Origin of the sequence: Pseudomonas sp. R19M (assembly GCF_050312585.1) — a bacterium.
GTDB lineage: Bacteria > Pseudomonadota > Gammaproteobacteria > Pseudomonadales > Pseudomonadaceae > Aquipseudomonas > Aquipseudomonas palleroniana.
In genome coordinates, this window is sequence record NZ_JBNPJV010000050.1 from 51,934 (window position 1) to 72,151 (window position 20,218).

The 20,218-nt window shown below is 59.6% G+C and carries 13 protein-coding genes; 9 read left to right on the plus strand and 4 right to left on the minus strand.

Annotation, left to right across the window (positions count from 1 at the left end; genetic code table 11):
- Positions 1–8: 8 nt before the first annotated feature.
- The 9 genes from atpA to ACQRBT_RS09310 all read left to right on the plus strand — a co-directional run bounded on the left by atpA (position 9) and on the right by ACQRBT_RS09310 (position 10,395).
- Entirely contained in the window at positions 9–1,553 is a 1,545-nt protein-coding gene (gene atpA / locus ACQRBT_RS09270; protein ID WP_060756578.1) for a F0F1 ATP synthase subunit alpha, read from the plus strand.
- A 50-nt stretch (positions 1,554–1,603) separates the two neighbouring features.
- Positions 1,604–2,464, plus strand: a complete 861-nt coding sequence (atpG, locus tag ACQRBT_RS09275) for a F0F1 ATP synthase subunit gamma (RefSeq protein WP_010207685.1) — start codon at positions 1,604–1,606, stop codon at positions 2,462–2,464.
- A gap of 27 nt (positions 2,465–2,491) precedes the next feature.
- Positions 2,492–3,868 carry a F0F1 ATP synthase subunit beta gene (gene atpD / locus ACQRBT_RS09280; RefSeq protein WP_060756579.1) on the plus strand — a complete coding sequence of 459 codons (1,377 nt, stop codon included), beginning with the start codon at positions 2,492–2,494 and terminating at the stop codon, positions 3,866–3,868.
- A 44-nt stretch (positions 3,869–3,912) separates the two neighbouring features.
- Positions 3,913–4,329: a F0F1 ATP synthase subunit epsilon gene (locus ACQRBT_RS09285; RefSeq protein ID WP_003177061.1), complete on the plus strand. Its 417-nt coding sequence runs from the start codon at positions 3,913–3,915 to the stop codon at positions 4,327–4,329.
- A 123-nt stretch (positions 4,330–4,452) separates the two neighbouring features.
- Positions 4,453–5,820, plus strand: coding sequence for a bifunctional UDP-N-acetylglucosamine diphosphorylase/glucosamine-1-phosphate N-acetyltransferase GlmU (gene glmU / locus ACQRBT_RS09290; RefSeq protein ID WP_104995073.1), 1,368 nt, complete (start codon positions 4,453–4,455; stop codon positions 5,818–5,820).
- 206 nt (positions 5,821–6,026) lie between these two features.
- Complete coding sequence (locus tag ACQRBT_RS09295; RefSeq protein ID WP_090367817.1) at positions 6,027–6,794, plus strand: DeoR/GlpR family DNA-binding transcription regulator; 768 nt, start codon at positions 6,027–6,029, stop codon at positions 6,792–6,794.
- A 10-nt stretch (positions 6,795–6,804) separates the two neighbouring features.
- Positions 6,805–8,637, plus strand: coding sequence for a glutamine--fructose-6-phosphate transaminase (isomerizing) (glmS, locus tag ACQRBT_RS09300; protein ID WP_090367819.1), 1,833 nt, complete (start codon positions 6,805–6,807; stop codon positions 8,635–8,637).
- 62 nt (positions 8,638–8,699) lie between these two features.
- On the plus strand, positions 8,700–9,062 hold the full coding sequence (locus ACQRBT_RS09305; RefSeq protein WP_104995072.1) for a hypothetical protein: 363 nt from the start codon (positions 8,700–8,702) through the stop codon (positions 9,060–9,062).
- 55 nt (positions 9,063–9,117) lie between these two features.
- A complete protein-coding gene (locus ACQRBT_RS09310; RefSeq protein ID WP_412046248.1) occupies positions 9,118–10,395 on the plus strand; it encodes a Fic family protein in 1,278 nt (425 codons plus the stop codon).
- 22 nt (positions 10,396–10,417) lie between these two features.
- Here the strand turns inward: ACQRBT_RS09310 and pbpC are convergent, their stop codons facing one another.
- The 4 genes from pbpC to ACQRBT_RS09330 all read right to left on the minus strand — a co-directional run bounded on the left by pbpC (position 10,418) and on the right by ACQRBT_RS09330 (position 20,217).
- Positions 10,418–12,727 carry a penicillin-binding protein 1C gene (gene pbpC / locus ACQRBT_RS09315; RefSeq protein ID WP_412046247.1) on the minus strand — a complete coding sequence of 770 codons (2,310 nt, stop codon included), beginning with the start codon at positions 12,725–12,727 and terminating at the stop codon, positions 10,418–10,420.
- A complete protein-coding gene (locus tag ACQRBT_RS09320) occupies positions 12,708–18,518 on the minus strand; it encodes an alpha-2-macroglobulin (RefSeq protein ID WP_412046246.1) in 5,811 nt (1,936 codons plus the stop codon). Before ACQRBT_RS09320 ends, pbpC begins: the two co-directional genes overlap by 20 nt.
- A gap of 144 nt (positions 18,519–18,662) precedes the next feature.
- Positions 18,663–19,595, minus strand: coding sequence for a phosphatidate cytidylyltransferase (locus ACQRBT_RS09325; RefSeq protein ID WP_060756585.1), 933 nt, complete (start codon positions 19,593–19,595; stop codon positions 18,663–18,665).
- A gap of 1 nt (position 19,596) precedes the next feature.
- Positions 19,597–20,217 (minus strand): lysophospholipid acyltransferase family protein, encoded by a 621-nt coding sequence (locus ACQRBT_RS09330; protein ID WP_060756586.1) that lies wholly within the window; start codon positions 20,215–20,217, stop codon positions 19,597–19,599.
- Position 20,218: the final 1 nt, after the last annotated feature.

Sequence of the window (20,218 nt, forward strand, 5' to 3'; positions counted from 1 at the left end):
GCAGAGCAATGCAGCAACTCAATCCTTCCGAAATAAGTGAAATTATCAAGGGCCGCATCGACAAACTCGATGTGACCTCCCAAGCCCGTAACGAAGGCACTGTCGTCAGCGTATCTGACGGTATCGTGCGGATTCACGGTCTGGCCGACGTCATGTCCGGCGAGATGATCGAGTTTCCGGGCGGCGTCTACGGTATGGCCCTCAACCTGGAGCAGGACTCCGTAGGTGCCGTTATCCTGGGCGCATACCAGTCTCTGGCTGAAGGCATGAGCGCCAAGTGCACAGGCCGCATCCTGGAGGTTCCGGTTGGTAAGGAACTGCTGGGTCGCGTAGTCGACGCACTGGGTAACCCTGTTGACGGCAAAGGTCCACTGGGCAACACCGAGACCGACGCGGTCGAGAAAGTTGCTCCAGGCGTGATCTGGCGTAAGTCGGTAGACCAGCCTGTACAGACTGGCTACAAGGCTGTCGATGCCATGATCCCTGTCGGCCGTGGCCAGCGTGAGCTGATCATCGGCGACCGTCAGATCGGTAAAACCGCTCTGGCCATCGACGCGATCATCAACCAGAAAGACAGCGGCATTTTTTGCGTCTACGTAGCCATTGGTCAGAAGCAATCGACCATCGCCAACGTGGTTCGCAAGCTGGAAGAAAACGGTGCACTGAAAAACACGATCATCGTGGCTGCAAGTGCTTCGGAATCTCCTGCGCTGCAATACCTGGCACCGTACGCCGGTTGCACCATGGGTGAATTCTTCCGCGACCGCGGTGAAGACGCGCTGATCGTTTATGACGATCTGTCCAAGCAAGCAGTGGCTTACCGCCAGATTTCCCTGCTGCTGCGCCGTCCACCAGGCCGTGAAGCTTACCCAGGCGACGTGTTCTATCTCCACTCCCGTCTGCTGGAGCGCGCATCCCGCGTTTCGGAAGAGTACGTAGAGAAGTTCACCAACGGCGCAGTGACCGGCAAAACCGGTTCCCTGACCGCTCTGCCGATCATCGAAACCCAGGCTGGCGACGTTTCCGCGTTCGTTCCGACCAACGTGATTTCCATCACCGACGGTCAGATCTTCCTGGAATCGGCCATGTTCAACTCAGGCATCCGTCCTGCTGTGAACGCCGGTGTTTCGGTATCCCGTGTGGGTGGTGCCGCTCAGACCAAGATCATCAAGAAGCTCTCCGGTGGTATCCGTACCGCTCTGGCTCAGTACCGTGAACTGGCGGCATTCGCCCAGTTCGCTTCTGACCTGGACGAAGCGACCCGTAAGCAACTTGAGCATGGTCAGCGCGTTACCGAGCTGATGAAGCAGAAGCAATACGCCCCTATGTCGATCGCTGACATGGCGTTGTCGCTGTATGCCGCTGAGCGTGGGTTCCTGACTGACGTCGAAATCGCCAAGGTCGGCAGCTTTGAACAAGCGCTGATTGCTTACTTCAACCGCGATCACGCCGACTTGTTGGCCAAGATCAACGTGAAGGGTGACTTCAATGACGAAATCGACGCTGGCCTGAAAGCCGGTATCGAGAAGTTCAAGGCCACCCAAACCTGGTAAGCCGCAGCGGGAGCCGCAAGGCTCCCGCTTGCTAACCTGATAGGTGTTACATGGCAGGCGCAAAAGAGATTCGCAGTAAGATTGCGAGCATCAAAAGCACGCAAAAAATTACCAGCGCCATGGAAAAAGTGGCGGTCAGCAAAATGCGCAAGGCACAAATGCGCATGGCTGCTAGCCGTCCTTATGCGGAGCGTATCCGCCAGGTAATTGGGCATCTGGCCAACGCCAACCCGGAATACCGCCACCCGTTCATGATCGACCGCGAAGTCAAGCGCGTTGGTTATGTGGTTGTGAGCAGTGACCGTGGTTTATGCGGTGGTTTGAATACCAACCTGTTCAAGGCCCTGGTCAAGGACATGGCGGTAAACCGCGAAAAGGGCGTCGAGATCGATCTGTGTGTTGTTGGTAGCAAGGGTGCGGCCTTTTTCCGTAACTTCGGCGGTAACGTCGTTGCAGCTATCAGCCACCTGGGTGAAGAGCCGTCGATCAATGATTTGATCGGCAGTGTGAAGGTGATGCTGGATGCATACCTGGAAGGCCGGATTGACCGTCTCTCCGTGGTATCCAACAAGTTCATCAACACCATGACCCAGCAGCCAACCGTGGAGCAATTGATTCCACTGGTGGCGACTCCGGATCAGGAACTCAAGCACCACTGGGACTACCTCTACGAACCAGACGCCAAAGAGCTGCTTGACGGCTTGATGGTGCGCTACGTGGAGTCGCAGGTGTACCAGGCGGTGGTCGAGAACAACGCAGCTGAACAAGCGGCGCGGATGATCGCGATGAAAAACGCTACCGATAACGCCGGTGATCTGATCAGCGATTTGCAGCTGATCTACAACAAGGCGCGTCAGGCTGCGATCACCCAAGAGATCTCGGAAATCGTCGGCGGCGCTGCCGCGGTTTAACGGTTCAAATATTCAGAGGATCCAGCTATGAGTAGCGGACGTATCGTTCAAATCATCGGCGCCGTTATCGACGTGGAATTTCCACGCGACAACGTACCGAGCATCTACAACGCGCTGAAAGTACAAGGCGCGGACACTACTCTGGAAGTTCAGCAGCAGCTGGGCGACGGCGTAGTTCGTACCATTGCGATGGGTTCCACCGAAGGCTTGAAGCGCGGTCTGGACGTTGTCGACTCTGGCGCAGCCATCTCCGTACCGGTCGGTAAAGCGACCCTGGGCCGGATCATGGACGTACTGGGCAACCCGATTGACGAAGCTGGCCCGATCGACACCGAAGAGCGCTGGGGCATTCACCGTCCAGCACCTTCGTTCGCCGAGCAAGCTGGCGGCAACGATCTGCTGGAAACCGGCATCAAGGTTATCGACCTGGTTTGCCCGTTCGCCAAAGGCGGTAAAGTCGGTCTGTTCGGTGGTGCCGGTGTAGGCAAGACCGTAAACATGATGGAACTGATCCGTAACATCGCCATCGAGCACAGCGGTTATTCCGTGTTCGCGGGTGTGGGTGAGCGTACTCGTGAGGGTAACGACTTCTACCACGAGATGAAGGACTCCAACGTTCTGGACAAAGTGGCACTGGTTTACGGTCAGATGAACGAGCCGCCGGGAAACCGTCTGCGCGTAGCACTGACTGGCCTGACCATGGCCGAGAAGTTCCGTGACGAAGGTAACGACGTACTGTTGTTCGTCGACAACATCTACCGTTACACCCTGGCCGGTACTGAAGTATCCGCACTGCTGGGCCGTATGCCTTCGGCAGTAGGTTACCAGCCGACCCTGGCTGAAGAGATGGGCGTTCTGCAAGAACGTATCACTTCGACCAAGGAAGGTTCGATCACCTCGATCCAAGCGGTATACGTACCTGCGGATGACTTGACCGACCCGTCGCCTGCGACCACCTTCGCCCACTTGGACGCCACCGTCGTTCTGTCCCGTGACATCGCTTCCCTGGGTATCTACCCAGCGGTCGATCCACTCGACTCGACTTCGCGCCAGCTGGACCCGAACGTGATCGGCCAGGAGCACTACGACACCGCTCGCGGCGTTCAGTACGTGCTGCAGCGTTACAAAGAACTGAAGGACATCATTGCGATCCTGGGTATGGACGAGCTGTCGGAAGCCGACAAGCAGTTGGTAAACCGTGCTCGTAAGATCCAGCGTTTCTTGTCGCAGCCGTTCTTCGTGGCTGAAGTCTTCACCGGTGCTTCGGGTAAATACGTTTCCCTGAAAGACACCATTGCTGGCTTCAAAGGCATCCTCAACGGTGACTACGACCACCTGCCAGAACAAGCGTTCTACATGGTCGGCGGCATCGAAGAAGCGATCGAGAAAGCCAAGAAACTGTAATCCAGGCGCCCGGAAACGGGCGCTCATCAGGTTGAGGCAATCAGATGGCTATGACAGTCCATTGCGATATCGTCAGCGCGGAAGGGGAAATCTTCTCCGGTCTGGTAGAGATGGTGATTGCACACGGCGAACTCGGTGACCTTGGTATTGCCATGGGTCACGCGCCGTTGATCACCAGCTTGAAGCCAGGTCCGATCACTCTGACCAAGCAAGGCGGGGAAAAAGAGGTGTTTTACATCTCTGGTGGTTTCCTCGAGGTTCAGCCGAACATGGTCAAGGTACTTGCCGACACTGTGCAACGTGCTGGCGACCTGGATGAAGCCTCCGCTCAGGAAGCCGTCAAGGCTGCCGAGAAGGCCCTGAACGAAAAGGGTGCGGACTTCGACTACAGCGCTGCTGCTGTACGTCTGGCCGAGGCTGCAGCTCAGCTGCGCACGCTCCAGCAGATCCGCAAGAAGTAAACGGCCATGCCGTCATGCTTCATGCGCGATTGATTAAAAAGGGTAGCCTCGGCTACCCTTTTTCTTTTTTTGTAAAACACTTCTTTGGTCTGAACTCGGACCGCCCAGGATTGGTAGCCATTCATGTCTCTTGAAATCGTCATTCTCGCCGCAGGCCAGGGCACTCGCATGCGTTCGGCCCTGCCCAAGGTGCTGCACCCGGTCGCGGGGAACTCCATGCTCGGCCATGTTATCCACAGCGCTCGGCAGTTGGACCCGCAGCGGATTCACGTAGTGATCGGGCACGGTGCCGATGTGGTACGTGAACGTCTCGCCGCGGATGACTTGAATTTCGTATTGCAAGACAAGCAACTGGGTACTGGCCACGCCACGGCACAAGCCGTGCCGTTCATCAGTGCCGACACGGTGCTGATCCTCTATGGCGATGTGCCGCTGATCGAAGTGGAAACCCTGCAACGCCTGCTCAAACACGTAGTACCCGGCCAGATGGGCCTGCTCACCGTGGAGTTGGACGACCCTACCGGCTACGGGCGCATTGTGCGGGACGCCGACGGCAAGGTTGCGGCCATTGTCGAGCACAAAGACGCCACCGAAGCCCAGCGTGCTATCACCGAAGGCAACACCGGCATTCTGGCGGTCCCGGCCAGTAAGCTTGCTGACTGGATGAGCCGTCTGTCCAACAACAATGCTCAGGGCGAGTATTACCTCACCGACGTGATTGAAATGGCCGTCAGCGATGGCTTGCTGGTCGCTACCGAGCAACCTCACGACCCGATGGAAGTGCAGGGCGCCAACGACCGCAAGCAACTGGCCGAACTGGAACGTCACTACCAACTGCGCGAAGGTCGCCGCCTGATGGCCCAAGGCGTGACCTTGCGCGACCCGGCGCGATTCGACGTGCGCGGTGAAGTCACCGTGGGCCGAGACGTCCTCATCGACATCAACGTGATTCTGGAAGGTCGCGTCGTGATCGAGGACGACGTGGTGATTGGCCCGAACTGCGTGATCAAGGACAGTACCCTGCGCAAAGGTGTGGTGGTCAAGGCTAACAGCCACCTCGATGGCGCGGTGATGGGCGAGGGCAGTGATGCAGGCCCGTTTGCGCGCTTGCGTCCGGGTAGCGTGCTTGAAGCCAAAGCCCATGTGGGTAACTTTGTTGAACTGAAGAACGCCCACCTGGGCCAAGGCGCCAAGGCTGGTCACCTGACCTACTTGGGTGATGCGGTTATCGGTGCACGCACCAACATCGGCGCTGGCACCATCACCTGCAATTATGACGGCGCCAACAAGCACCAGACTGTATTGGGTGAAGATGTGTTTATCGGCTCTAACAATTCACTGGTCGCCCCGGTGAAAGTTGGTAATGGCGCGACCACAGCTGCAGGTTCCACCATCAACCAGGATGTGGATAACTTGCAGCTCGGCGTAGCCCGTGCTCGCCAGCGCAACATCGACGGCTGGAAACGCCCGGTCAAGATCAAAAAGAGCTGAGTTATCCACACTCTCCGCAGCAACAAGACTCCAGTGTGGGAGGGGGCTTGCTCCCGATGGCGGTTTTCAGTCGATGCCTGAGTTGACTGATCTATCGCTATCGGGAGCAAGCCCCCTCCCACATTTCAAGAAATGTTACTTGACGATCTTTCGGTAATAGGTTTTGATTGCGTTCGTTATCTTTCGAAACGAAACTTATCGTCACCATGTCGAAACGAAATACCCCCCAACGACGCCACAACATCCTGACCTTGCTCAATGAGCAGGGAGAAGTCAGCGTGGACGTATTGGCCAAGCATTTCGAAACGTCGGAAGTGACTATCCGCAAGGACCTGGCTGCCCTTGAGAGCAACGGCCTGCTGCTGCGCCGTTACGGTGGCGCTATCACCATGCCGCAGGAACTGGTCGGCGACGCCGCTCAGCCCATCTCGACCTACAAGCGCGCGATTGCCCGTGCGGCCGTGATGCGTTTGCGTGAACACGCACGCATCATCATCGACAGCGGCAGTACGACCGCCGCGATGATTCCCGAACTGGGTCATCAACCCGGCCTGGTAGTGATGACCAACTCCCTCCACGTGGCCCGTGCGTTGAGTGAGCTGGAACATGAGCCGGTGCTGTTGATGACCGGTGGCACCTGGGATCCGCATTCGGACTCGTTCCAAGGCCAGGTCGCCGAGCAAGTGCTGCGTTCCTACGACTTTGACCAGTTGTTCATCGGTGCCGACGGCATCGATCTGGAACGTGGCACCACCACTTTCAACGAATTGCTCGGCTTGAGCCGCGTAATGGCCGAAGTCGCTCGTGAAGTGGTGGTGATGGTCGAGTCCGACAAGATCGGCCGCAAGATTCCCAACCTGGAACTGCCCTGGAGCAGCGTCCATACCTTAATTACCGATGATCGCCTGCCGCCTGAGGCCCGCGACCAGATCCAAGCCCGCGGCATTACGCTGATATGCGCGGCAGTCATCTAGGAGAAACACCATGTGTGGAATTGTTGGCGCAGTCGCTGAACGTAGTATTACGGCCATCCTGATCGAAGGCCTCAAGCGTCTCGAATATCGCGGCTATGACAGTGCCGGCGTGGCGGTTTTCACCAACGCGGGCAAGCTTGAGCGCATGCGTCGCCCAGGTAAGGTCAGTGAGTTGGACCAGGCATTGGCCGGCGAGCCGCTGGTAGGTCGCCTGGGCATCGCCCACACCCGCTGGGCGACTCATGGCGCGCCGTGTGAGCGCAATGCTCACCCGCATTTCTCCGGTGACCTGGCTGTGGTGCACAACGGCATCATCGAAAACCACGAAGTGCTGCGCGAACAGCTCAAAGGCCTGGGGTATGTGTTCACTTCGGACACCGACACCGAAGTCATCGCGCACTTGCTGAACCACAAACTCAAGGACCACAGCGACCTGACCAATGCCCTCAAGGCCACGGTCAAGGAACTGCACGGTGCCTATGGCTTGGCCGTGATCAGCGCCAGCCAGCCCGACCGTGTGGTTGCCGCCCGTAGTGGCAGTCCGCTGGTGATCGGCCTGGGCCTGGGTGAGAACTTTCTGGCGTCTGACCAACTGGCACTGCGCCAGGTCACTGACCGCTTCATGTACCTGGAAGAAGGCGATATCGCTGATATTCGCCGTGAAAGCGTGCAGATCTGGGATATCAACGGCCAATCTGTCGAGCGCGAGGCCGTGCAATACCGTGATGGCGCCGAAGCGGCTGACAAGGGTGAATTCCGCCACTTCATGCTCAAGGAAATCCACGAGCAACCGTCCGTGGTGCAACGTACCCTGGAAGGTCGTCTGAGCCAGAACCAAGTGCTGGTCAATGCATTCGGCCCGCAGGCCGCCGAACTGTTCGCCAAAGTGCGCAATGTACAGATCGTCGCCTGCGGCACCAGCTACCACGCCGGTATGGTCGCCCGTTACTGGCTGGAAGAACTGGCCGGCATCCCGTGCCAGGTCGAAGTGGCCAGTGAGTTCCGCTACCGCAAGGTGGTGGTGCAGCCTGACACCCTGTTCGTGACCATCTCCCAGTCCGGCGAAACCGCCGACACGCTGGCTGCACTGCGTAACGCCAAGGAGCTGGGCTTCCTCGGCAGCCTGGCGATCTGCAACGTCAGCATCAGCTCCCTGGTGCGTGAATCCGACCTGACCCTGTTGACCCAGGCGGGTCGTGAAATCGGCGTAGCCTCCACCAAAGCCTTCACCACCCAGTTGGTTTCCCTGCTGCTGCTGACCCTGTCCCTGGGCCAGGTGCGCGGTACGCTCGCTGAAGGTCTTGAAGCGACCCTGGTTGAAGAACTGCGCCGCCTGCCAACCCGTCTGGGCGAAGCCCTGGCGATGGATGCCACCGTGGAAAAAGTCGCCGAACTGTTCGCCGACAAGAACCACACCCTGTTCCTCGGCCGTGGCGCGCAGTACCCGGTAGCGATGGAAGGTTCGCTGAAACTCAAGGAAATCTCCTATATTCACGCTGAAGCCTACCCGGCCGGTGAGTTGAAACACGGCCCGCTGGCCCTGGTCGATGACGACATGCCAGTCGTCACCGTGGCGCCGAACAACGAACTGCTGGAGAAGCTCAAATCCAACCTGCAGGAAGTACGCGCTCGCGGTGGCCAGCTGATCGTGTTCGCCGATGAGAAGGCCGGCATGGCCAACGGTGAAGGCACCCACGTCATCAATATGCCGCACATCCACGACACCCTGTCGCCGATCCTCTACACCATCCCGCTGCAGTTGCTGTCGTACTACGTGGCCGTGCTCAAAGGCACCGACGTGGACCAGCCGCGTAACCTGGCGAAGTCGGTGACTGTGGAGTAACCCGCTGCACCTTGGAGACCCGCCCTGGGTCTCCAGGCTTCCCGCGCAAGGATGCCACTTCGATGCAAACCCCTTCCCAGATTCACCAGCGCTTGAACAACCGCCGATTCACCGTCGCCAATAATGCCCACGGGCTATCCGGCGCGGATACGGTGTTTCATTACCAGGTCGAGGGCGAGGCCATTTCCGGCACCTACCAGGGCGGTCGGATTCGGCTGGGCACGCAAGTCGGGCGAGTGACCGGCCCGGACACTATCGAGTTGCTGTATCAGTGCCTGACCGTGGAAGGTGAGCTGCTGTGCGGTTGGTCGCGTGGCACCCTCGGTGTGGACGCCGCCGGATATACCACGCTGCATTTCAAATGGGGCTGGTTATCGGGGGCGACGGGGGGAGGGGAGTCGAGCTATGTGGAGCTTGTTGCATAGGTTTAAATAATCAGAAAATAAATCGGAAAACTCTCTACTAAATAGTTGTATAAAAATGTCGATTCATCCCGTTATTATTGGAGATTATGGGAAAATAGATCCGAAAAAAAATCGGAATAAGGTGAGAAAAATGGCGCAGCAATTCATATCCGGAAATCACTGGTTGGAGCCTATCTGGCCATCTCCTGGTTTCCCAGCGTCGATTTTACGTACGGCGGAGACGCTGTCGTTCCGTGCAGGAAAACTCACTGGCTTACTCCCCGAAAACACCGCCACGCGTATCGGCGGGCTGATGCGAATCACCAATAGCTATTACAGCAACCTGATCGAAGGCCAGTATACGGAGCCTGTAACCTTGTCTGCGCGAGTGCCGAGGCGTGACTCAAAAGAGTTGCGCGAATTGGCGGAAAGTCATATCGGCGTTCAGGAGTTGCTAGAGCGGGTGGTGCGACGACCAAAAGCAGTTGACGCGCCTTGGAGCGTTTTCTTTGCCCCTGAATTTATGTCTGTGATACATCGCCGGCTTTTTGTAGGTGCCGGCGATAAGCACTTGCAACTCAGTGACGGTCGATTACTCGCGCCCGGCCAATTGCGGGATACAGCAAAACGTAATGTTCTTGTAGGGGACCATGCTGCGCCTGCGTGGGAGTCAGTCACTCCAATGCTCAAGCGCCTACAGCATGTATACGGCGGGCAACCTGACCTGACTTCACGCATTCTCAGCTCTCTTTCTTATCACCATCGTCTCGCGTTTGTTCACCCATTTGAAGATGGGAATGGCCGAGTGGTGCGCATGATTACGCACTTGCAACTGATGCGTCTGGGGCTCGCATCACCCCTTTGGTCGCTTTCCCGAGGATTGGCGAGAAAACAGGAAGAATATTATGGGCGCTTGCGCGCTGCTGATCAGCCTCGTCGAGGGGACCTCGACGGTCGTGGTCAGTTGACTCAAGGAGGGTTGTTCGAGTTTGTAGAGTTCATGTTGCAAGTCTGTATTGATCAGATGGAGTACGTAGAGAAAGCGATGGACCTTGTAACATTACGCCAGAGACTTGAGAGGGTGATCGGGCTTGAAGGGGTATTCGTAGAGTCCGGGGTGAAACAAGAAATGGCCAAGGCCATCCATATCTTGCTGACTCAGGGCGAAATTGCTCGGGCGGACTTTAAGATTTTCTCTGGTTTGCATGACCGTGTAGCGAGTGATCAGCTTAAGAAGTTGATTGATATGGGGGTGGTTGAAGCGCCTTCGGCAAAGTCGCGTTCGATCTATCCTGGGCTTCCCGTCTGGTTTGCACAGATGATATTTCCGGATCTTCACCGGCGGTTTTACTGAGTCAGGTAACAGAGGTGCCGGTTCACGGCACAAACTCCACCCTCAACCCCCGGCTCGCACTGCGTCCCTGATCATCACTGACCCGCAACCGATACTCTCCCGACTTGCCCGGCCGCCAGTTCAGTGTGGTCTGCGGTGAGCCCTGGCCAATCAACGTCTGGTCGGCAAACCAATACAACGTCACCGCATCGCTGGCTGCGTTGGCGTTCAGTGGGATGCTTTCCTGTGGTTGGGACAGGCGCAGTTGATAACTGACCTGCGTCAGCGGCGAGCGGATCTGCGGCGCTTCGCTTGAATCACTGATGCGGTTGGGTTGGCAGTTTTTCATCACATTGGGCGGTGTGCGTCGGGGCAGGCCGGCGGCGCGGTACAGGCGCTGTACGTCGCTGGGCCAGAACTCGAAGACTTCTTCACGCGTGTATTGCGGATCGAACGGCGGGCACGCCGCCTTGCCGGTGCGGGTGTCGATCAGCACCGGACGGTGCAGGTTGGAGACGCGAATCGGTGACACGCCAGGGATGTACCAGGTCTTGCGGGTTTGTGGGCACCAGCGGTTGGGCAGTTCGCCGGAGGCTGCGCACACATCGATGCGCACCAGCCCGGCGGGCGGTTTGTCGGCTTTGATCACCACGTTGGGCAAGGCCAGTGGCAGGGCGTCGGCAATGCGGAAGAACAGCGGCGCAGCGGTCTTGGCACCAATAAACGCCGGGTTCGGCCGACCGTCGAAGTTACCGACCCACACCACCAGCACATAGGGGCCGACCAGGCCGGCACTCCAGGCATCGTGAAAACCCCAGGACGTGCCGGTTTTCCACGCGGTGCGCCAATGGCGGCCCGGCAAGCCGTCCGGGCGCGGGTTATGGCGCAGCATGTCGCGCACCATGAAGGCCGCCTGAGGCGTCAGCAATTGTGCGCCGGTGGTTTGCGGTTGTTCCTGCAGATAGCGCAACGGCCGCAGGTGCCCGTCACCCGCGAGCATCACATACAGGCGTGCCAGCTCTTCGGGCGTCATTTCGCCGCCGCCGAGGGCCAAGGCCAAGCCGTAGTGGCTCTCGTTGCGCAGGCCCTTGATCCCGGCTCGTTGCAGCAAACCGTACAGCGAAGGCGATTTGAGCTGGCTGGCCAGCCAAACAGCGGGAATATTACGACTACGGATCAACGCATCGCGTGCCGTCAGTGGGCCGACAAAACTGCCGTCGAAATTTTCTGGTTGGAAGTAGCCGAAGTTACTGGGCAGGTCCTTGAGGATGCTCATGGGATGAATCACCCCTTGATCCAGTGCCAGCCCATACAGAAACGGCTTGAGCGTCGACCCTGGCGAACGTCGTGACAACACGCCGTTGACCTGACCATGAATGCCTGTGGATAAGTAATCGGCCGAGCCCACCAGCGCCTTGACACTCTGGTCGCGGCTGTCGATCAGGATCGCCGTGGCATTTTCCACACCGGTGCTGCGCCGCTCGGCGATGAAGCCGCTGATCAGGCGTTCCAGGAGTTGTTGCAAGGGCAGGCTGAGGGTGGTGTTCAACTCATTGCCGGTTTGGGACGCCAGCAATTGTTCACTCAGGTGCGGCGCCAGAAACGGGATCTGCTGGCGGTTGCGTGCTTCCAGGGGCAACTCCAGCAGACTGTCGTTGCGCGGGTCTTGTGGATAAGTCTCGCGCCAGTCGGCCATCAACCGCAGTCGCGCGTTTTGCAATGACGGCCCAAAGCGCGCGCGCCGCCCCGGCTGTTGTGGAATCACCGCCAGCGCCAAGGCCTCGGACAACGACAACTGGGTCGCCGACTTGCCGAAGTAGATACGGCTGGCCGCTTCGGCGCCCTCGATATTGCCACCCATAGGGGCCAGGTTCAGGTAGGCCTCAAGAATGTCGTGCTTGCTGTAACGTGCTTCCAGCCAAACGGCCAGGGCCATCTGCTGCAATTTGCCGGGCACTTGGCGGGTGTTCAAATCCCACAAGCGTCGCGCCAGTTGCATGCTCAAGGTCGAACCGCCCTGGCGCTGGCCGCCGCTGTAGGTGGCCATGGCCGCGCGCAGCAACGCCGGGGGATTGATCCCCGGGTGCCAGTAGAAATTGCGGTCCTCCTTGAGCAACAAGGCTTCGACCAGTGACGGTGACATGCGCTCCAGTGGGAGCCACAGGCGATATTGCCCGTCATCCGCCAGGGTCATGCGCAGCAGCGAACCGTCGTCAGCCAATACCACCCGTGACGACGTAACCGCTTGCTCCAGCGAGGCGTGGGGCCACAACCGCAGCCCCGCCAGCCCTCCCACCAATAACGCCGCCGTTGCCAGCAGCGGCGTCACGCGTTTAAGGCTTGGTAATTTCAAGCTGGCCTACTTTGCCGCGCCCTTGCAGGGTGGTTTCGTACATGCCCTCGGCGTAAGCCGGTGGCGTATTGAAGGTACCCGCGTTGGTGGCGCGTACACGGTAGACGAAGGTCCCAGCGTCGCGCAGCGCGGTGCCGTACAACACCACTCGATCATCGCGCACGTCCACGTAGTCGGGCTGCCAGTTGCTCAGCTCGGTTTCGCCGATCGGCGCTTGCCAGGTATCCGCCGCTTCGTCGCCGTCTGCAGTTTCCACGTACTCGGCGTCGTCGCCTTCACTTTCTTCGGTGCTGGCGGGCTCCGGCTCCGGCGGCAGGTTATACACAGGCTCGACGCCACCTGGCAGCAGGTCGACCACGGCCACTTGTTGCACCTGATCACGGTCAGTGGCGCGCAGACGCAGGCGCACCAGGAACTCATCGCCCACGGCGACCTTGCTCACCGGCTCACCTTTGAGATCGAGGTATTCGTGGATGATTTCCAGGCCATTGTTGATCGGCTTGAGCTTGGCGCCCTTGTCGAAGCCGGCCTCGCTGAGCATGTAGAACGCGGCCGGGCCGTCGGTTTTCTCCATCACCAGCTTTTGCGTGGTGCGCGGCACGGCAGCGCGGGGCGGCTGGCCGGCCATCTCCAGCAATTGCTGCTGCTTGTCACTCAGCCAGGCGGTGGCCTTGAGGGTCATGTCGCTCTGCGCACGTTGGCCATAGTTATCCAGCCCACGCAACAGCAGTGCCGCCGACAGCGAGTTGTAGCGCTGCTCGTTGAGGCGTTTGCCGAGCTTATCCAGCAAGGCTGTCGGCACCTCGTCCAGCAACTCGGGGAAATGCCGCGCCAGCAGGTGCAGGTGTTCGGCATCGTGTACCAGCGGGTCGTAATACAGGCCGTCGCTGTCCCACTTATCCACAAGCGAGCGCCACGGGATTTTACGGAACAGCGTATCGGCCTGGCGATCCTGCTTGAGCAACTTGTAGCTGGCGGCCAGGTAGGCTGCGCCCAGGTCGTTCTGCCAGCTGTCCTTGAAGTAGCTCTCGTAGCGCTCGCGGATATCGCTCAGGGCGCCGCTTACCAGGATCCCCTGCCGACTGAGCAGGTAACTGGCGTAGGCCCGGTTGCGCAATTCCGACAGACCTTCGCTTGGACCATTGGCCAGGTCGGTCAGGTAAGCGTTGGAACGCACCAACAGATCTTCCGGTACGGGCAGCCCGCGCTCCCTGGCTTCGATCAGGAAATCGGTGGCGTACAGGCTGGCGTACGGCGCCACGTCCGGGTTGGCGGCCCACAGACCAAAGCCGCCGGCCGAATTCTGGCGCTGGCGCAGCATACGAACCGCGCCGCTGAAGGCTTGCTCGGCTTCGGGGGCGGTGCCACCCCAGATCAACGCCGGCATGGCCTTGGACACCAGTTGCTCGGTGCAGGCGTAGCCGTAGTCATCCAGGTAATGCTTGAGCCCGTTGGCCCACACCAGCGGCGATGCCGCCACGCCCAGTTGTACATCGCGCAACTGGCTGAACAGTTCGCGGGTCGGCTTGAGCTCTTTGCTGGCGCTGTCGAAACGGCCCAGGCTCAGGGCGACACGGTGCTCACTCAGTGGGCGGATCGACGTGGTTTCGGCGACCTGGATATGTTTGCCATTGGGCAACACCGCGACAAAACGCAGGTCCGCAGAGCCGAGGGTTTCGCCGACCTTGATCTTGAACTCGGCGGTGCCTTCCTTGCGTGGTTGCAGCGACAAGGTGCTGCCTTTGCCGCCCTGCACAGCCAGGCCGTCGCTGGTCTGCACTTCAAACTTCACATCCGCCGCTGCGTCGAGGTTGCTGAACACCCCGGCGCTGACGTTGAATACATCCCCCGGCGCCACGAAGGCGGGCACGTTCGGCGTGATCACAATCGGGCCACGCACTTCGGTGTTGGCCTCGCTGACACCGACACTGTCACTGTCCACCGCCACTGCGAACAGGTGCAGTTTGCCGTTGAAGCTGTCCGGCACCTGGTAATGCAGCACGGTTTCACCGGCCGGCAAGTCCACCAGGCCGGACCACCATGCCACGGGCGGTTGATGTTTGCGCTTGAACGGGTTCAGGTGGTTGGCCAGCGCGCCTTCGGTATCACCACCGGGCGCCGCCCCACTGAGCAGGCGGCTGAATTCAGGCAGGATCAGGTCAAGAATCTGGCTCGTACCGACCTCCAGCGCACGCTTCTGGAAGAAGAAGCCCAGTGGGTCCGGCGCCTGATAACGCGCTACTTGCAGGATGCCTTCGTCCACCGCGTACACCACCGCACGGCCTGGTCGGTCGGCGGTGACCTTGATGTCCAGGGTCTGCCCCGGCTCGATCTTCTCCTGGCCTTCTACCTTCAGCGCCATGCGTCGCGCATCCAGGTTGATGCTGAACGGCACCACGCCGTAGGACAGCGGGCTCATGTACACCTCAGCCGAACCCATATCGCGCACAAACTGCACGTTGACGTAGGCATTGCCCTCAAGCCCGGCCGGCACGCGGATATGTTGCACGCTGTTGGTGCTGTCGGCCTTGAACCACTGCTGGGTGTAGACCTTGTCACGCTCGATGGTAATCAAACCGGCACCGGTATACGGCGCACGCAGGCTGATGGCGATTTCATCACCCGTGGCATAGCTGCGCTTGTCCAGGCGCAGTTGCAGTTCGGCGTTGCGCTCCAGGGAACGTGAGGTGTTGCCACGCCCGGCCACGCTGTAGTCGATCTGGTTGAGCAGGTTGCCATTGGCGTCTTTCAACTGCAGGGTGAAATCCCCCGGCGTGCCGGTGTTCAGGGCCTGCTTGGCGCCTTCCTTCGTCATCGTCAGCGGGGAGGCCGGCTGGCTGATGTTCTTGATGCGCGACTCGTACTTGTAGGTGCCATTGGACTGTTTCACCAGTACCGATACATAGCGATGTTCGACCACTTCAGTGGTCAGGCCGTCTACCGCCAGCGGCGTCAGGTCTGGCGCCACGGCCAGCCAATGCACTTCACGCGGGGTGTCCTTGGCGACGTATGACAGCGAGTCCTGACTTTTCACACCGACCAGGTAAGGCGCAGGCGAAACCAGCAATGCGCTTTGCGCCGCGACGTTACGGCCTCCTTCGGCTTCGAATACCTGGGCCATCACTTGCAAGCGATAGGTGCTGTTGGCGAAACGTTGCAGGTTGAGGTCGAGCACGGCCTGGCCGTTGTCGTCGACGGTGGTTTCCGCCAGGTCTTCGGTGTTGGTTTCTTCCAGGCCGTTATTGAGGCGGAAGCGGTAGTCAGGGTACCGGTCAAATGCTGCGAGCGTCGGGCTCAGGGACATTTTCGCGGTGACCCGCCGGCCGACTGCCGGGGCGCCGAACAGGTGCATGGCGGTGACCTTGGCCACCACCTGGTCCGGTGGGATCCAGCCCTGTACCGGGGTGTCGTGCAAGCTCAGGTTGACCTTCATGCGGTCGGGCTCGAAATCGCGGACCTTGAAGCTCACGCTGCCCAAATCGGTGCGCGTCTGCTTCTGGCCAATCAACTGCAAGGTCGCGGTGTATTCGCCGGCGGGGGCGACTTCACTGCTGGGGAAATCGAAACTTTCAAAACCGCTGGCGGACAGCTTCAACGGCTGGCGAATCACTTCCAGACCACGGGGATCGGTGATTTGCAGCTCCACCGGCAGCCCCAGCAGAGCACCTTTCCAATTGCCGCTGCGCACGATCATGCCCAGGTGCGCGGTTTCGCCTGGGCGATAGAGCCCGCGATCAGTGAACAGGTAGGCGCTGAGGCGATCAATCGCACCGTCTTCTTGCAAGCCGCCGACATCGAAGCGCGATAAATCCAACTGCTGGGACTGACGGGCAATCGGCAGGAACGACTGATCGTTGCCGCGAGTGACCACATACATCAGCGGCGTTTTCTCACGACGCAATTCATCCAGCTTGGCGAAATGCGCATGGCCTTCACTGTCGGTATGACCGCTGGCGACCGGCAGGCCGTTGCGACCCATGATGTCGACTTGCACATCTGCCACCGGCGAACCATTGCTGATGGACTGCACATACACATCGTGGCTGCCGTCGCTGGAGCGTTTGGCGATGATGCCCAGATCCGTCACTACGATGAAACGCAGGTCGCTGGTACTGCTGCGGTCGTATTCGAACGTGCGCGTGGCCGGGTCATCCTGCGGGCTGAGCTTGAGCACGAAAATGCCGCGCCGGCCGCCATTGGCGGTGAGGTAGGGGCTGAGGTCGACATTGTCGTAGACGGTTTTCGCCGGGTCATTGGATGACAGGGGAATCTCCAATGCCTGGCGCTCGACCATGCGATCAAAATATTCGTTGCTGAAATTCGGCCGGGCGAAGCTGCCACTGCTCTGATCCACCAGGTGTTGTAACTGGTTGGGCAGCAGGCGGGCGATTTCCACATGGGCGCCGGGTACGCCACGGGCCATGAACCCCAGGCGTTTTTCACCGTTGAGACTGAGCAACGCGCCGTCAGACAGGAACTGCAACGTGCGAGGGTACGCCGGCATGCTGATCAGCGATGCCGTAGGGTTTTTCGCCAGATAGCCGCCGATGGCCTCCAGGTTGGCAGGAACGCGCACATACAGTGCGCGACCGGCCGGAGCCTTGAATTTGAACGCGTGAAGCGTGTTCAGGGGTTCGACGCTGGGCACGTGGGTCAGGTTGACCTTGGTGCTGCGGGCAAGCAGGGCGTCGTCGATGTCGTTGGCGGAATAGGGGCGCGTATCGTCCTGGGCTTTTTCCGGCAACAGCCAAGCCTGGACCTTACCGGCGATGGTTTCGTCGGCCACGGCGCTGGAGCTGCTGAACATTAATACCGGTTCGGGTTCGCCGCGTTGGTTGTCGACAAAACTCACTTCGGCGCCGGTGAAGGTCAGGCGGTAGCGACCGGGTACGGTGACTTCCGACACCAGCGGCGCCGTGCTGGCGTTGCCGCCGTCGCGGGCCTTGATGCCCTCGTCGAGCTTGGCGCTGACCGGCGTACTTTCCAGCGGGGTGGCCAAGGCAGCGGAGCGCACGTAGGCGTTGAGTTTCTTCTCGTCGAAGGTGATTTCCGGGCGGTTGGGCAACTGCGCGTCGCGGTAGGCCAAACCTTTGCCGAGGGTGATCGACACGCGCTTGCGCAGGTTTTCTTCATCTACCGGGTGGGAAAAATGGAAAGTCGCCACCAGCTGTTTCAGTGTCGGGTTGGACGGGTCCTGATACAGCTCGTTTTGCGCCAGGGTGGCGCGGAACGGTTGGGTGGAGAACTGAGTGCTGTATTGGTCCAGCAGCACGCCGTCGGCCAGCAGGTTTTTCTTGCCCATATCGAGGGTGTAGTGAGCATCGATGGGCCAGTCTTTTTCCGGCACGAACAGCAACGTACGGTCATCGGACCAGCGCCAGCTACCCGCTACGTTTGGTTTCAAGGTGATGCCATGGGTCACCGGCTTGCCAATTGCTGCCAGTGGGGCGACGGACTCGGCGAAGCGCACCTGCAAGTTATCCACAACCGGTTGTGGTTGGGTGTAATCGGTCAGGTTCGGTTTGTGCAGCGAGTAACCCACGGTATGGGGTTTGGGCAGATGTGAATACCACTGCCAGCCATAGAAACCGGCACCCGCCAACAACGCCAGACCCACAACTGCTGCACCGGATTGGCGTGGATAAGCGCGAGCCTTGCCGCCCAGGTTGGCCAGGCCTTGACCAATGGCGCGTAGCCAGCGCGGCGGATGCCATTGACCGAAAACGGCCCCCACCACGGTCAATAAGGCACCGGCAATACGGCGGCTGATCGCTTTCAACGAATCGAACATGGTGAGCATCCCTGGCAAAGTGCGGCTATCTTACACGCGTCTTTGAGATAAAAGATGACGTGAATACATCACAAAATTCTACTGTGGGAGCGGGCTTGCTCCCACATGCTTGATCTTCATTTTTGGGCTTCTGGAGCCTGGGGATCAGGTCCACCAATAGCGCACCAGATGAAAGAAAATCGGCGCTGCGAAGCACACTGAATCGAGTCGATCCAGCATCCCTCCGTGCCCTTCGATCATATGGCCCCAATCCTTCACCCCTCGATCGCGCTTGATCGCCGACATCACGATGCCGCCGGCAAATCCGAGCAGATTGATCAGCAGCGCAATCAAGAACGACTGCCAGGGGCTGAACGGGGTGGTCCACCACAATGCCGCGCCGATCAGGGACGAGAGCAGGATCCCGCCGACAAACCCCTCCACCGTTTTCGAGGGTGACAGGTTAGGCGCGATCTTGTGTTTGCCGAACAGCTTGCCGCACACGTACTGCAGCACATCCGACAACTGCACCACGATCACCAGATAGGCGATCAGCAACAGGTTGCGACCTTCGTAGCCGGGGATGTCGAGGGTCAGCAGCGCCGGTACGAAGGACACGCAGAACACGGCGATCATCAAACCCCATTGCACCTTGGAGGCGCGCTCCAGGAAGTGTGTGCTGTCGCCCCCCAGTGAAGCGAGGATCGGCAGCAGCAAGAACACGTACACCGGAATGAAGATCGAGAACAGCCCGTACCAATCCGAATAGATGAGCAGGTATTGCAGCGGCAACGCCAGGTAGAACGCGGCCACCAGGGCCGGGTAGTCGCTGCGGCGAGTCGGCGTGAGGGTCAGGAATTCGCGCAGGGCGTAGAACGACACGGCATAGAACAGCAGGATCACCGCGCCGGTGCCGAGCCAGAAGGCGATGCCGATCACGACCACCATCACCCACCACGCATTGATGCGCGCGTTGAGATTGTCGATCACCGCGTTTGGCGTACCGCGCGTGCGCAGCTTGAGGATCAGGCCGATCAGGGAGGCGAGCACCAGGATCGCGCCGATGCCGCCGAATAACATCAGGGTTTGGCTATCCATGTCAGACGTGCTCCGGGGCAAGGGCGAGCAGGGCGTCGCGGCTGCGGGCGAGGAAGGCGGCCTTGTCTTCGCCGTCCTCCAGTTGCAGCGGCGCGCCGAAGCTGGTGGTGCACAGCAATGGCAGCGGCAGTACGCGGCCTTTGGGCATGACCCGGTTGAGGTTGGCAATCCACACCGGGATCAGTTCGGCCTGTGGGTAACTTTTTGCCAAGTGATACAGACCGCTCTTGAACGGCAGCAGGCCGTCTTCCAGATTACGCGTGCCTTCCGGGAAGATGATCAATGAGTCGCCGCCTTCCAGGGCCGTGAGCATGGGTTGCAGTGGGTTATCCACAGGGTCTTTACGCTCGCGGTCGATCAGCACGCCGTTGAACACGCGGTTGATAATGTAGCGGCGCAAGGCACTGGCGTTCCAGTAGTCACTGCCGGCCACCGGGCGCGTGAATTTGCGCAGGTTCTGCGGCAACGAGGCCCATAGCAGTACGAAATCGCCGTGGCTGCTGTGGTTGGCGAAGTAGATGCGCTGCACCGGCACCGGGGCGCAGCCGAGCCACAGGCTGCGGGCACCGGTGACGGTGCGGGCCATCGAAGTAATCAGCGTGGCGACTACGGGTTCGAACATG